Here is a 15134-nt window from a genome sequence, read left to right on the forward strand (position 1 = left end):
GTGCTATACATTACAAGTCATACTTTATATTCGGTGGATTCACAGCTATCTACATATTCCCTAAATCCATCGTTATAAAACTCTTTCCTAATGTTCCATACATAAAAGACGGGTGGTGAGCCCATAAATGAAGCGTACTGCTTAGTAATCGATCTCCACAAATCATCATCAAGTCTGCCACTCTTATTCATAATGTAGGCTTCTTCCCAAACACGTAGGAGTTGATTCATAGAGCTAACAAGTATGAACCTTTCCTTTTCATCAAGTGAACCTATATCTTTTATACCTTTGATAACGATATCAGCCAGCCCCTCTTCGGAAAATTTTCCAATATTTTCTCGGAAGGCCGCAGCTATTTCATGCATTGCTAAGGCATGCGTTTCCTTGCTTTGCACTCTAATTTGGAGGGATAGGTACACTAACGATACCACGACTGCGAAAGCCGCCACTATGTCACTAATAGCTCCAATTGCACCCCAATTCATAAAACACCTCTCACGTCGTTGTAAAAAGAAAATGCCTCGTTAAAATTAAAGAGGATAGTTAATGGGAACACAGCCGCGCCCATAAAGCCCCGGTTTAACCTCTGCGTATTTTTCTGCGTTTTTAAAGGCTGGCCCTGCTCTCATACGCTCTAGATACGCCAAGGTCCTTGGTGAATTACCTGTTTTTAAATCCATAAGACCCCATGAGTCGCCCATGTGTAGGCTAAAGCCGCACATAGTATCGGCCACGCTAAAGCCACTGTCTAAAAGGTAATCGCTACCGTGCTTTTCAAAATGAGATTCAAAATGTGCAACGTTTTCCCTTAAAACATTTTGCATGGGCTCAATTATCTCAGATTGCAGGTTCTTCAACTCCTTTCCGTTCCCCATAAGTAAATGGAAAAGAGGCATTCGAAAGGTAAGGCATGTTTCTGCCATTGCAATCCACTGCAACATTTCTAGACGCTCATCAGGGTCGCCCAGTAGTTGATGGTGCGCCTGATACCTTTCAGCAATGACTTGTGAAATAACGCCAGACTCTCCAATTTCATGGCCATCCATTTGTAATGTGGGGATTTTATGTGAACGTATAACGCCGTACTTCTGCATTTGCGGCGCATAAGGCAGCCCTGGGGTTAGCATACAGACTTCGAAGTCGTCGACTCCAAGTTCTTCAAGAAGCCAAACACATCGAAAGGCCCGTGAATGGCCGTAACTTTGTATTGCCATATGAAACAACCTTAAACTAGACATAAAGCTAACTCCTGTTTTAGCTAAATTGTAATGAGAAGCTTGTACCTGCAGATGAAAATTACAAGCTTGATGGTAACGTAAGAAAGCTAAAATGAGGATTTTTTATCAGACGTTTTATTCTATAATATTTAATTCATAATTATTGTTGCCCCCGTATGATCTGGAAACCAAATGTCACCGTAGCCTCTATTGTGGAGCTAAACGGCAAGTTTTTAATGGTTGAGGAAGAGTCACCTTCGGGTCCAGTATTAAACCAACCAGCAGGACATTTAGAACCGAATGAAAGCGTTGAGGCAGCCGTTATTCGTGAAACACTAGAAGAAACGGGTTATCGCTTTACACCTGAAGCGATTGTTGGGTCTTATTTATGGCATAACGGAGACAACGAGACGACCTACTTTCGGAGCACTTTCTCTGGCTCTGTGTGTGAGAAAAACGTCGAGACGAAGCTTGATGAAGGAATTATTCGCGCGCTTTGGATGGCACACGAGGACATTCTAGCAAACCAAGACAGGTTGAGAAGCCCTATCATTTTAGAAAGCATCAACGACTACCTTGCCGGTAAAAAATACCCATTAGACATGATAAAGTCTTTCATTAAATAGTCCTTTTAACTCTTTGTTTCTATGAATAATACTAAAGTAATTGTCGGCATGTCCGGTGGTGTTGACTCTTCAGTTTCTGCGCTTGTCTTGCTCGAAAAGGGCTACGATGTTACCGGTTTGTTTATGAAAAATTGGGATGAGGACGACGGAAGCGAATACTGCACGGCTAAAGAAGATTTAGAAGACGCGCAACAGGTGTGCGATAAACTCGGCATTGAGCTTAAAACGGTTAATTTTGCGGCCGAATACTGGGATAACGTGTTTGAAGACTTTTTAAGCGAATACGCTGCCGGACGAACACCCAATCCCGATATCCTGTGTAACCGTGAAATTAAGTTTAAAGCCTTTTTAGACTACGCAACGGAACTTGGCGCAGAATATATTGCGACAGGCCATTACACGCAAATCGCTCAGCAAGACAATCAATTTCAATTACTGCGCGGCTTAGATTCCAACAAAGACCAAAGCTACTTTTTATATACACTCGGGCAAGCACAGCTGAGCCGCTCTTTGTTCCCTATTGGTGATATGCAAAAACCAGCGGTTAGAGAACTTGCGCAAAAAGCAGGGTTTATCAATAGCCGTAAAAAAGACAGTACCGGTATTTGCTTTATCGGCGAACGCAAGTTTAAAGATTTTTTACAGCAGTACTTACCGGCTCAACCGGGCGATATAAAAACACCTGAAGGCACCCTTATCGGTCAGCATCAAGGGCTTATGTATTACACATTAGGCCAGCGACAGGGTTTGGGCATTGGCGGTGTTAAAGACGCGCCTGATCAGCCTTGGTACGTGGTTAAAAAGGATTTAATCAACAATATCCTCGTTGTCGCGCAGGGTCACGATCACAGCTTAATGCAAAGTGACTCGCTGAATACCTCCCAACTTAGCTGGGCAAGCGGAAAAGCCCCCTCTTCCAGCTTTCGTTGCACCGCGAAAACGCGCTATAGACAACAGGATCAAGCTTGCCAAGTTAGCGTCGTTGATAACGGATGCATTGTTCACTTCGATGAACCACAACGCGCCGTCACCCCTGGGCAATCGGTAGTCTTTTATGACAGCGCTATTTGCCTCGGTGGCGGTATAATAGACTCAACTTCTTCAAACAACTAAACGAATATTCAAACTAATGACTCTAGATAAACTAAACGCCCTTTCCCCCGTTGACGGACGCTATGCCAGCAAAGTAGACGAGCTACGCCCTATTTTTTCAGAATTTGGCTTAATTAAAGCCCGTGTAACAGTTGAAGTGCGTTGGTTACAAGCGTTATCTGAAAACAATGAGATTGCGGAAGTCCCCGTTTTTTCTGATGAAACACATCATCTTTTAGACGGCATTGTGAGCACTTTCTCGTTGGATGATGCACAGCGTGTCAAAACGATTGAAAGCACGACCAACCATGACGTTAAAGCCGTTGAATACTTCCTAAAAGAAAAAACAGCGGACAACGCTGAGCTACAAGCCGTTAATGAATTTATTCATTTTGCCTGCACCTCAGAAGATATTAATAACTTGTCCTACGCACTGATGCTAAAAGAGGGTCGCGATGAAGTGATGGGGCCTGCCATTGCTAATGTTATTGATGATATTAAAGAGAAAGCCGTTCAGTACGCATCAGCGCCTTTACTCTCTAGAACACATGGTCAAACGGCATCACCAAGTACCATGGGTAAAGAGTTTGCCAATGTCGTAGCTCGTCTGGATCGCCAATTATTGCAGCTTGAAGATGTTGATATTATGGGTAAGATCAATGGCGCCGTCGGTAACTACAATGCGCATTACTCGGCTTATCCAGATATCGATTGGCCAACGTTTGCTGAAAATTTTGTTGAATCTCTCGGCCTAACATTTAACCCTTACACCATTCAAATTGAACCACATGATTACATTGCTGAGTACTTCCATGTGCTGGCAAGAATAAACACCATTCTTATCGATTTCTCACGGGATGCTTGGGGTTATATTTCGGTTGGTTATTTCAAACAAAAAACGATTGCCGGCGAAATTGGTTCCTCAACCATGCCGCACAAGGTAAACCCGATTGATTTCGAAAATGCGGAAGGCAATTTTGGTATTGCAAATGCCTTAATGAATCACTTTTCAGAGAAACTACCTATTTCAAGGTGGCAACGTGACCTTACAGATTCAACTGTTTTAAGAAATTTAGGCACTTGTTTAGCGCATAGCCTTATTGCTTTTAAATCACTTCAAAAAGGTATTTCTAAACTGGAAATCAATGAAGCGAAATTATTGGCTGACCTAGACGCAAATTGGGAAGTACTGGCGGAACCTATTCAAACAGTTATGCGTCGCTATGGCATTGAGAAACCTTATGAAAAACTAAAAGAACTCACACGTGGGCAAGGTATAGATCAAGCATCTATGCAAGCGTTTATCAAAACTCTAGACATGCCAGATGATGCCAAGCAGTTATTATTAGAAATGACACCTGCTAGTTACACGGGTTGCGCCGAAGAACTCGCAAAAAATATTACACATAACTCGTAAAGTGTGACGGAGTTCATGGTTTGTTAAGGTTTACTTGCTATAGTTAATTCAACAAGGCGGTTTGAAGAGCTTATTTCTCTCCCTCTCCCCTTTTTAAGCTTTACGCCTTGTACACTTAACCGAATCGTTTGATTCGGTTTTTTTTTGCTTTATTTGCAATTAGATAAAAGCACTGGTTAACTATTCTTATCAATTAAACTTATTGAGGATCTTCTAATGTCAACCTATGAACTAGAGCACGCTGTTTTTAGAAAAACAGAAGCAATCTTCAATTTAATGTCTTTTGAAGAAGACATACTGGCATTAGTCTCTTTGATCAATCAATGCCGGTCAAGCATAAGCATTTACAGCCACACCTTAAACCCCACTGTTTTCGATACAGAGCCTGTTATTTCTGCTTTTGAAAAATTTTGTTTAAAAAACTCTAGAACCAAGGTCAATATCCTAGTGAACGAAAGTCGCCCCATAACTCGCATCTCGCATCGTTTACTCGGGTTATCTCACCGGCATTCAAGTAGTATTTTTTTCAAAAAAATAGACTCGGTGGTTTCTTCGCGTGAAGATGATTTTGTCTGCTTTGACAGAAGTGCATATTTCCAACTACCGAACCATCAACATTATGCAGGGATTTGTAACTTCGCCGATGCTGAAAATACGGCTAGGTTTTTATCTTATTTTAAAGAGGCTTGGGAGCAAAGCGCGCCTGACATTGAGCTTCGTTCAATACCACTATGATTAAAATATTAGCCGCCACGATACTTTTCGCCTTGGCAACACCCGTGCTAGCTGAGCTAACGTTTTATTCATTAAGCCATAGAGCGCCAGAGGATATCATTCCCGCCATCAGGCCTTTTTTACAGCCTGGTGAAACCATCGGTGCAGGTTATAATGAACTAATACTTCGCGTCGAGCCTGAAAACATGGCGGATATCAAAAAACTCATCAAAAAACTGGACCAACCCGCACATCGCCTTATTATTTATGTAAACCGTGATGGTCAGTTTAATCGACAAACAGAAGGCTACAACGTCAACAATCGCATTAATATTGGTGTCGGTTCAGATCTAAAAAGCTCGTATAAAGGCCGCGTAAAAATCTACAGTACAAAAGATAATTCAAGTAATAAAAACAACCAAACGATTCAGGTATTAGAAGGTCACACAGCGCATATTTCTGAAGGCGTAAGCGAACCGATTACAGATATTCAAGTTCAGCAGTACGGCAATCATAGTCATATATCAAGTTCAACAAACTACCAAGAAGCATCCAATGGTTTTTACGTTACACCCCGCTTAGCTAACGGCTCGGTTATTTTAGAAATTGCCCCTTGGTATGAAGACCCCTTATCTAAAAACAGAACATCCGCTGAATTTACTCGTGCCTCTAGTGTTATACGAGGTCGTTTGAACACTTGGATTCAATTGGCGGGTATTGATGATACTTCGACCCAAACATCATCGAAAATATTGGGTCGGCACGCACAAACAACTAAACAAAAGAACACTATTTGGGTGAAGGTAGTTGATTTGGATCAAAAAACTTTAAACGATTAACGCTGATTTTTTCAAGGTGCTGAAATATAGCATGCGGACTTGAAGCGACTGTTCGAGTTAAATTGAGTGCTTTCTAGCACTATCGGTTTTTTATTCAACACCCGAGCGACAGTGGTTTATTGCGGCTAAATTCTTTGCGCTGTTTTATTACAGTAAATTATTGCTTATGCATGCTTCACCTATTATTCCAATAACCTGCTTAATTCCAGCTATTTGTTGGCTCATTTTGGTATGTTGGCGTTTATTACATCTAAAGAGCTGATCATTATTTAGGCAAGATAATAATCCACCGCTGACCACCTAAATCGCTACTAGTGGACTCAAGCGTCCCTTTGTACAGTGACACTAATTCGTTTACTACCGCTAAACCGATACCATGTCCTTTAGTCGTTTCATCAGCACGAATACCGCGTTGCAATACACTATCAAGCTTATCCAGAGGAATACCTGGCCCATCGTCTTCAATGATGATTTGTATGCCTAATGCTTCGCCTTCTTTGTTAGTAAGTATTTGCACGCTAATATTCACCGATGATTTGGCCCATTTATAGGCGTTATCTAACAAATTCCCAAATAACTCGAACATATCGCCCTTTTCCGCATTAAATTTAATGCTTGCATCAACACTGCTAACAATGGATAGCTGTTTTTCGAGATAAACTTTGTCTAGCGATGTTGTTATTTGCTGAATAACCGGTTTAACGTGCAAAGGTGCCGCTAAGGTTTGGTGCCCTTTAGCGGCTGCTTTTTGCAACTGATAATCTACCAACTGGCGCATTTGCAGGGTTTGTGATTCTAGTGTTTTTATATCGTCAGTGGACAAGTTGTTTTGCCCATATAAGCCCGTTAAGACAGATAATGGGGTTTTTAAACTATGCGCCAAATCTGCAAGCGTATTTCTATAGCGTTTTAAATGCGTACGCTCATTATCGATCAGCCTGTTTAGCGTATTGGCAATATCCTTCAATTCCTCGCTGTAATGGTTTGCAAGGTGTTGCGCATCGCCCTGTTGAATTTTTTCAAGGTCCGACACAATGTGCCGTAAAGGTTGAAGGCTTACTCTAATAATCCAAAACTGAATAATGATTAATAATAAACTGATGCCACCGAGCCATTGCCATAAAACAGACCTAAAACCCGCAACTTGAGAATCAACACTCTGAGTTGATTCTATAACAACAAATTCAAACGCACTGGACTGACCAAACGGACTTTCTAAAATCGCTTTATAGTGAAGCTCAACATTAGAGACCTGATCTAAGCGATTGTTTAGAAATGTTTTTTCTCCGGGGGATAAGTTTTTAACAGGTGTTATGCTTTCACCGGCTGACGATGAACTTCGCCAAACGACAGTTCCATCATTATTAAAGATATAGGCGTATAAACCTGAGTCAATCTGTGAAAACTTTGGCTCAGAAAGACCTGAAGGCATCATAAGACGACTATTCTTGCTCAGTTCCGCTGTGGCAAGGATAGAATAAAGGTGGATTTGTAGTCGGTCGTTTAATGCGTTTTGTGCACCTTTTTGGTAGGCCGTGTCTAAAACAAATCCCGCTAAACCTAAAAAGCAAAATAAAACAACACTGGCAGAAAAAACGAGTCTGGATTGAATGCTACTTTTCATTCACCTATAAAAAACTATTAGCTATTAAGGGGTATAGAAAAACGATACCCTCTACCTCGTAGGGTTTCAATAGGCTTGTATTTCTCATTCGGGTCTAATTTTTTCCTTAATCGTCCAATAAAAACCTCAATGACATTACTGTCACGATCAAAGTCTTGATCATAGATATGCTCTGTGATTTCCGTTTTAGAAATAACCCTGCCTGAATGCAGCATCATATATTCAAGCATTTTATATTCATATGCCGTTAATTCAACTGGCACACTATCCACTAACACCTGTTGTGCATTTGTGTCTAATCTTATAGCACCACAGACAAGCTGCGGCGTGGCAACTCCAACAGAACGGCGTATCAGGGCATTCATACGCGCCAATAACTCTTCTGTGTGAAACGGCTTAACTAAATAATCATCGGCGCCTGCCTCAAGCCCTTCTACTTTTTCTTCCCAACGTGTTCGAGCCGTTAAGATGAGGATTGGGAAGTTAATATCTTTAGCACGGAGCCGCTTGATAACATCCATACCGGACATATCGGGCAAACCTAGATCAATAATCGCAACATCAACTGGGTATTCCGTACCAAAGTAAAGCGCATCTGCACCATTATCCGTGGCATCAACGGCGTAACCTTTTTTAGTTAAGTTGTTAACCAGCTGCTTTTGTAACGCTTGGTCATCTTCGACAACAAGTACTCGCATAACAAACCTTTTCCCGTCTATTCGTTAATGTTTACTCGGCCTAGTTGGAACACGAACCCTTTTAACACGGCCACTTTTAGTCAGAACTTTAATCACATGAATTGGCCGACCATCTATCATGACTGTTTTCGCGCCCAGCACTTTCCCTTTACTGTTCTTTTTTATCCTATTAACAGCTTGATCTAAGCTTATAGTATCCACTTCTGCCAAAATAATGCGCGTATCGCAGGCCAAACTGGGTATTGAAAAAACAAGGTTAAAAAGGATTACAAAAAAGAGTGTTTTTATATGGTACATAGCGGTTCGCGGCATCATCATGATATTTATAATAAGTTAACCCATCTCACATGAATTTTGACTGAATAATACAAACGATCCAGCGCCTAAAATAGCGGCCTATTGCTCATATTTGATAGCTTAGCGGTAAACTCCGCCATTGCAACGCCCATGCTTTTAGCGAGTCTTTCTATGAACGGTTGCTGTGCAGTGAAATCGACTATTTTTTCTTCACCAATTTCATTTTTGGCAACCGATTGAACATTGCCGATGGCATCGGTCAGGCCTAATCGAATGCTTTCTGAGCCAGCCCACACTAAGCCGCTGAATAAATCCGGGTTATCTGTTAAACGCTCACCACGACCATTTTTAACCGCTTGAGTAAATTCAAGATGAATATCATTCAGCATACTTTGTACGTGCGCGCGCTCACTTGGGTTTACATCTGAAAACGGGTCTAGAAACCCTTTGTGTTCGCCTGCCGTATATAATCTACGTTCAACACCTAGCGTTTTCATTGCATCGGTAAACCCAAAACCATTCATCACCACACCTATGGAACCAACAATGCTGGATTCGTTAACAAATATTTTATCCGCTGCTGAAGCAATGAAATAACCGCCTGAGGCACATAAATCTTCAACCACGGCGTACACAGGTATGTCTGGGTTATTTTTCTTTACTTCCCGAATCGCTTTATAAACATAACTAGACTGTACGGGGCTACCACCGGGTGAGTTTACGCGCAAAATAATGCCCTTGGTATTGGGATCTTTAATGGCGTTATTTAAACTCTCGATAATACTGTTAGCGTCCGCTTCACCACCAGAAACAATAACGCCTTTTACGTCGATGACTGCGGTATGTGCACCTTTAGACATTACTGCACCATCCTTAAGTGGAGACATAACCAAAGTACTAATAACAACAATATATGCGAAGAAAAATAGTTTAAAAAAGATACTCCAACGACGTGCTCGTCGTTGTTCGACTACCGATGCTAGGGCTACTTTTTCAAGTACAGAGCGTTCCCACTGCTCATTATTTTGGGTTGGGACTTTTTTACTAAATAAAGACATATGTGCACCGAAAGTTTAAACGAACGTTAACAATTAGAAGTTGGGCTTCAACCTTGCTTAATAGTAGGGCTTAATTATACTCAAAAACAATCGATTATCTGCAGTGAAGTGTCTTGAAAGAGAAAAAATGACGAACCAACTTAAAACCTATCTGTAACCTTGGCTGCCTTTTTAATCCGAAACATCGGTTAAGTGAGCAAAAATAACGCGCTTTTTTTAAACCACAACCTAAGCCAATCGGCTCTATTTTTAGATACGCTTTAAGAAAGTAATTCGCTTAACCTACTAATACACCCAATGCTGGCGTGCTCATTAAGCGTTTCTAATGAATGCGCACCTGTTGTCACGCCAATGCTTGCTACACCGGCGTTTTTTGCCATGATCAGGTCAAGCGTTGAATCACCAATCATTAATATTTTCTCTGGCTCCACTTGGCTTTCTTTCATAATATCAAAAAGCATGTGCGGACTAGGTTTAGACTGCATATTGTCTGCACACCTAAGGTGCTCAAAATAGTCGCGAACCCCTGTGCCATCAAGCCCCCTATCCAGCCCGGCCTGCCCTTTCCCTGTCGCAATCGCTAACGTTTTATTCATTTTTTTTAACGCGTCCAGTACAGGCAATGCATCTAGAAACAAATCATTTTTTGAAATGCCTTTCGCCACATAGCTCGTCCGATATGATGCAACCATAGCGGCCTTGTCTTCATCCGAAATATCTGGAAAAAGCTGCAACATCGCTTTCGATAGACTTAAGCCAATAACATCTTTACAAGCCTGTTTTGATGGTTTAGTTAAACTCTGACCGTCTGCGACATCTTGTATGCACTCAACAATCCAATCAATAGAATCGACAAGCGTTCCATCCCAATCAAAAACAATTAAATCGTAATCAGCAATCATAAGTGTTTTAAAAAAACCTCAAGGTCAGCATCCAAGGGCGCTTCAAAATTAACCTGCTTATCGTTCAGAGGGTGCGTAAAGTTAAGCTTACTGGCGTGTAAAAAAAGCCTTTTTAAGCCATGCTCCCGATACTGTTTATATTGCGACGGCGTCGAATAACGCTCATCCCCTGCTATCGGGTGCCCGAGGTGCTTTGCGTGAACCCTTATTTGGTGGGTGCGACCTGTTTTAGGTGATGCTGATACCAATGTAGCATTTTTATACTGCGTCAGTCGCTCAAACACTGTTTCAGACTTTTTACCCTCTGGGTGAACGCGAACCCTATGCTCTCCGCTTTCTAGCGTACGTTTCTCCAAAGGTGCATTGACTCTAACCGATTGTTGATGAATAACACCACAAAGTAACGCGGTATAGGTTTTTTTAACCTTTCTATTTCTCAGTAAGGTTTGCAGTCCATTCAACATTTTTCTATTTTTGGCGATCAGTAAGCAACCAGAAGTCGCTTTATCTAAACGATGAACCAGCTCTAGATAACGCTCATCTGGACGCAAAAATCGTAAGGCTTCAATAACACCATGGCTATTGGCAGTGCCACCATGCACAGCTATTCCAGAAGGTTTATTTAGCACTAATAAATCGTCATCCTCAAAGAGAATACGTTTCTCAAGGCTATTAATCATCCATTTTGCTGGTGCTGATGTGTTTCTTTCCGCAGTTTTAACCGGCGGTATCCTTACTAAGTCGCTTAACTTTAATCGATAGATGTTTTTAGCACGCCCCTTGTTAATTCGCACTTCACCACGGCGAATAATTTTGTAAATATGGCTTTTAGGGACGCCTTTTAATTGCGTCATTAAAAAGTTATCTAAGCGCTGTCCTACTGAATTTTCATCTACTTCAATAAATCGAACTTGATCGTGTGACTCTGTTTTCATAAAATTTTAACTTTACTGCTTATCTTATTGATGTTACTGGCTTAACTTGCTATAGTCGAAAAAGTTTAATGTGCCTTCAATAAGGAACATTAAACACTGTCATCATAATAACGATTGTTTATTAGTAAGGCTAATTGATTGTTTAATGATTACCCCAATGAGGGATAAGTTTCGCTGAAGTGGAAATCCGCTTCGCTCAGCTTTAAAACAGAATCTGAATGTATCCGTTAAAAACGGGCATTCAAACGGGTTTTATTTGCTCAACCCATGATGAGCGATTTTTAATTGCCCCGCAACCACAGGAATTTAATACGGACATTGCAAACAAGCTAATCATAAAACAAATTTAAGCTTTAATGTCTGATCTGGTGAGAAACCAACTATTTTTAAACAACTAAAATAAAATTTAAAAATACATAACCAAGAAATGAATATATTCTACCATTCTCACAACCCTATTATTTCTGTGTGCCAGGTGGCATCAGGAAAAGAACTAAATGAAAAGAATGTTAATCAACGCAACTCATACCGAAGAGCTACGAGTTGCACTTGTCGATGGACAAAAACTATATGACCTTGATATTGAGGTCCCTGCTAGAGAGCAGAAGAAATCCAATGTTTATAAAGGTATTATCACCCGTGTAGAACGTAGCTTAGAAGCTGTTTTTGTTGACTACGGTTCAGAACGCCACGGTTTCCTTCCCTTCAAAGAAATCACCGGCCGAGCAATTGGCTTAGATACGCAAGACATTAAAGACAAAAACCTGATTAAAGAAGGTCAGGAAATTGTTGTTCAAGTGGAAAAAGAAGAACGCGGCAACAAAGGCGCGGCCCTAACGACACAAATCAGTTTAGCCGGTAGCTATTTAGTACTCATGCCAAATAACCCTGGCGCGGGCGGCATTTCTCGTCGAATTGATGGCGACAACAGAACCGCTTTACGTGAAGTCCTTGATCAGCTTGAAATACCTGAGTCCATCGGGCTTATCGTACGCACTGCTGGCGTTGGTAAATCAGTTGAAGAATTGCAATGGGATCTAAATTACCTAACACATTTGTGGGAGGCCATTAGTCGAGCATCTGAAGACCGCAAAGCACCTTACTTAATCTTTCAGGAAAGTAACTTTGTTATTCGTTCTATCCGAGATTACCTGCGTGCAGATATCGATGAAGTTTTGATAGATAGCGAAGCATCTTTCAATTTAGCACATGATTTTATGCAACAAATCATGCCGCAATATTTATCACGCGTTAAATTGTATGAAGATACAGCCCCCTTGTTTACGCGTTACCAAATTGAAAGCCAAATTGAAACTGCTTACGGTCGTGAAGTCCCTCTGCCTTCAGGCGGGTCAATTGTTATTGACCCTACAGAAGCGCTTACCTCCATCGATATTAACTCAGCACGCGCAACAAAAGGTGCTGACTTTGAAACAACCGCGTTAAATATCAACCTTGAAGCAGCCGATGAAATTGCTAGGCAACTGCGCATTCGTGATATGGGTGGCTTGTTCGTTATCGACTTCATTGATATGGGCCCTACTAAAAATCAACGGATGGTCGAAACGCGCATTAAAGAAGCGATGAAACATGACAGAGCACGAATCCAATTTAGCAGAATTTCACGCTTTGGCTTATTAGAAATGTCGCGTCAACGGATCCACTCATCCCTAACAGAGTCAAGTCTACCTGTTTGCCCACGTTGTCATGGACAAGGTACCATTCGTAGCGTTGAGTCGCTTTCTCTATCCATTATTCGCATCTTGGAAGAAGAAGCCATGAAAGAGCATACAGCACGCGTTATTGTTCACGTGCCTATCGATTGCGCCACCTTTGTTCTCAACGAAAAACGTTCGGAAGTCGAGCAAATTGAAGAAACACATAAAGTGTCATTGATTATCGTTCCTGATAAGCACCTCGAAACCCCTCATTATGAAATTGAGCGGGTTCGCACCAAAGAAGTAAAAGCGGATGCCCCTGCAAGCCATGAGCGCGTGCAAAATCAAAATACGCGTGAAACCAAGCCATATCAACGTGAGCCTGCTGCTGAACAAGCAGCTGCTGTAAAAAATGTCATGCCGCCCACACAACGCCCTGCTCCACAAGAACAGTCCAATGGCGATGGTTTCTTTAAGCGCTTATTTAGCAAAATGATTCCTACGACAGAAAAAGAAACGCCGAAGACAGAAGAGACCAAACCAGCTAGTACGAATAGAAATAAGCAGCGCGGCGCTCAACAGCGTAGCAACAAACCTAACGAAAACAGAAATAGAAATCGCAATAGAAACCGCAATAAAAGCAATAAAGATCAAGATAAAAGAAATCCGAACCAATCTCAATCTCCGAAGAGCGATACCAACAAAGAAAAGTTAAATGCCAAGCCTGAACAAGCTAAGCCAGAGGGTAGTGAGAAACCATCAAAACCTAGAAGACGTCGCAGGCCAAGCAACCGCTCTTCAAACCCAAATGCTGGCGCTAACAAGCCTGTAGAAGCTAAACCAGTGCAAGCCAAACCTGTAGAAGCCAAACCTGTAGAAGCTAAACCTGTAGAAGCTAAACCTGTAGAAGCTAAACCTGTAGAAGCTAAACCTGTAGAAGCTAAACCTGTAGAAGCTAAACCTGTAGAAGCTAAACCTGTAGAAGCTAAACCAGTGCAAGCTAAACCTGTAGAAGCCAAACCTGTAGAAGCTAAACCTGTAGAAGCTAAACCTGTAGAAGCTAAACCTGTAGAAGCTAAACCTGTAGAAGCTAAACCTGTAGAAGCTAAACCAGTGCAAGCCAAACCTGTAGAAGCTAAACCAGTGCAAGCTAAACCAGTGCAAGCCAAACCTGTAGAAGCTAAACCAGTGCAAGCTAAACCAGTGCAAGCCAAACCTGTAGAAGCTAAACCAGTGCAAGCTAAGCCTGTAGAAGCTAAACCAGCAGCTGCGGATAGCTCAGATGCCGTTAAAAGTTCTTCTCGTCACCCAAGACGCCGAAGAAGGCGTACGTCAACGGGCGCACGAAAAGCAAGTGAAACGACATCAAACGATACGTCATCGGTTGCAAAAGATAAGCCTGTTCAAAAACCACAAGCAGACATACAAACTAAAAAGGTGGTTTCAAACGACAGTGTAGCTGTTCAACCAAAGCCCAGTAATACTGTAAAAGACACATCTAGCAAAGACAGTTAACAGGCCTTCCATCAATAAAAACCCCAGCAAATGCTGGGGTTTTTATTGCCATTAAGAAATTAAGGCGTGGTGTAATAATTAGCGGTATTTACTTAGCCTCTTTAAGCTGTATCGCTAGTACCTCACCTTCTACACAGGTTACTCCTGAGCTTTGTAACCTTGTTTTAATAAAGTACTTCCTACCCTCGACTTTTTCTACAATTGCACGTAATTCAACTTCAGCCATTGGAACCGGTTTAACGTATCGAAGATTCATTGAGCCGGTAACCATCTGTATGCTTCGATCATATTTATCATGGTTTCCGGCCTGTTTATGAGCATGCGACAAAGCGGTATTAACGGAATGACAATCAATTAAACTCGCTGAAATCCCACCATACAAATAGTTGGGCGGGCCAATCATATAGTCTTTGGGTGTCCACTTACACACAACCTCATCACCTTCCCAATGACTCTCGATCTGTAGTCCATAAGGGTTATCATGACCGCAACCAAAGCATTCATTCGGTCGCATTTTTTCTTGTATTGATGAACTTTTCATA

Annotated in this window: 14 protein-coding genes; 6 read left to right on the top strand and 8 right to left on the bottom strand. The window is 41.6% G+C overall.

Features of this window, described 5'->3' with window-relative positions; genetic code table 11:
* Window positions 1–17 precede the first annotated feature (17 nt).
* Window positions 18–485: a hypothetical protein gene (locus AB1Y31_05050; GenBank protein MEW4982530.1), complete on the bottom strand. Its 468-nt coding sequence runs from the start codon at window positions 483–485 to the stop codon at window positions 18–20.
* Between the two features lie 45 nt (window positions 486–530).
* A complete protein-coding gene (locus AB1Y31_05055) occupies window positions 531–1214 on the bottom strand; it encodes a glutathione S-transferase family protein (GenBank protein MEW4982531.1) in 684 nt (227 codons plus the stop codon).
* Between the two features lie 179 nt (window positions 1215–1393).
* On the opposite strand from AB1Y31_05055, the gene AB1Y31_05060 reads away from it, so the two are divergent.
* The 5 genes from AB1Y31_05060 to AB1Y31_05080 all read left to right on the top strand — a co-directional run bounded on the left by AB1Y31_05060 (window position 1394) and on the right by AB1Y31_05080 (window position 5905).
* Window positions 1394–1843 carry an NUDIX hydrolase gene (locus tag AB1Y31_05060; GenBank protein ID MEW4982532.1) on the top strand — a complete coding sequence of 150 codons (450 nt, stop codon included), beginning with the start codon at window positions 1394–1396 and terminating at the stop codon, window positions 1841–1843.
* Window positions 1844–1864: 21 nt separating this feature from the next.
* Complete coding sequence (mnmA, locus tag AB1Y31_05065) at window positions 1865–2956, top strand: tRNA 2-thiouridine(34) synthase MnmA (protein ID MEW4982533.1); 1092 nt, start codon at window positions 1865–1867, stop codon at window positions 2954–2956.
* 16 nt (window positions 2957–2972) lie between these two features.
* On the top strand, window positions 2973–4352 hold the full coding sequence (gene purB, locus AB1Y31_05070) for an adenylosuccinate lyase (GenBank protein ID MEW4982534.1): 1380 nt from the start codon (window positions 2973–2975) through the stop codon (window positions 4350–4352).
* A 216-nt stretch (window positions 4353–4568) separates the two neighbouring features.
* Window positions 4569–5087: a GNAT family acetyltransferase gene (locus tag AB1Y31_05075; protein ID MEW4982535.1), complete on the top strand. Its 519-nt coding sequence runs from the start codon at window positions 4569–4571 to the stop codon at window positions 5085–5087.
* Window positions 5084–5905 (top strand): nodulation protein NolW, encoded by an 822-nt coding sequence (locus tag AB1Y31_05080; protein MEW4982536.1) that lies wholly within the window; start codon window positions 5084–5086, stop codon window positions 5903–5905. The genes AB1Y31_05075 and AB1Y31_05080 overlap by 4 nt, the downstream gene beginning before the upstream one ends.
* A 265-nt stretch (window positions 5906–6170) precedes the next feature.
* Here AB1Y31_05080 and AB1Y31_05085 read toward each other — a convergent pair whose 3' ends face one another.
* The 5 genes from AB1Y31_05085 to AB1Y31_05105 all read right to left on the bottom strand — a co-directional run bounded on the left by AB1Y31_05085 (window position 6171) and on the right by AB1Y31_05105 (window position 11419).
* On the bottom strand, window positions 6171–7529 hold the full coding sequence (locus AB1Y31_05085) for an ATP-binding protein (protein MEW4982537.1): 1359 nt from the start codon (window positions 7527–7529) through the stop codon (window positions 6171–6173).
* 17 nt (window positions 7530–7546) lie between these two features.
* Window positions 7547–8227, bottom strand: coding sequence for a response regulator transcription factor (locus AB1Y31_05090; GenBank protein ID MEW4982538.1), 681 nt, complete (start codon window positions 8225–8227; stop codon window positions 7547–7549).
* 383 nt (window positions 8228–8610) lie between these two features.
* Complete coding sequence (locus tag AB1Y31_05095) at window positions 8611–9582, bottom strand: S49 family peptidase (GenBank protein ID MEW4982539.1); 972 nt, start codon at window positions 9580–9582, stop codon at window positions 8611–8613.
* A 260-nt stretch (window positions 9583–9842) separates the two neighbouring features.
* Window positions 9843–10484, bottom strand: coding sequence for an HAD-IA family hydrolase (locus AB1Y31_05100; GenBank protein MEW4982540.1), 642 nt, complete (start codon window positions 10482–10484; stop codon window positions 9843–9845).
* A complete protein-coding gene (locus AB1Y31_05105) occupies window positions 10481–11419 on the bottom strand; it encodes an RluA family pseudouridine synthase (GenBank protein ID MEW4982541.1) in 939 nt (312 codons plus the stop codon). Before AB1Y31_05105 ends, AB1Y31_05100 begins: the two co-directional genes overlap by 4 nt.
* 497 nt (window positions 11420–11916) lie before the next feature.
* Between AB1Y31_05105 and AB1Y31_05110 the strand changes: the two genes are divergently transcribed.
* Window positions 11917–14592 carry an Rne/Rng family ribonuclease gene (locus tag AB1Y31_05110; protein ID MEW4982542.1) on the top strand — a complete coding sequence of 892 codons (2676 nt, stop codon included), beginning with the start codon at window positions 11917–11919 and terminating at the stop codon, window positions 14590–14592.
* 88 nt (window positions 14593–14680) lie between these two features.
* On the opposite strand, the gene AB1Y31_05115 is transcribed toward AB1Y31_05110, so the two are convergent.
* Window positions 14681–15133 (bottom strand): PaaI family thioesterase, encoded by a 453-nt coding sequence (locus tag AB1Y31_05115; GenBank protein MEW4982543.1) that lies wholly within the window; start codon window positions 15131–15133, stop codon window positions 14681–14683.
* Window position 15134: the final 1 nt, after the last annotated feature.

The sequence above is a fragment of the Cycloclasticus sp. genome (assembly GCA_040743155.1).
GTDB lineage: Bacteria > Pseudomonadota > Gammaproteobacteria > Methylococcales > Cycloclasticaceae > Cycloclasticus.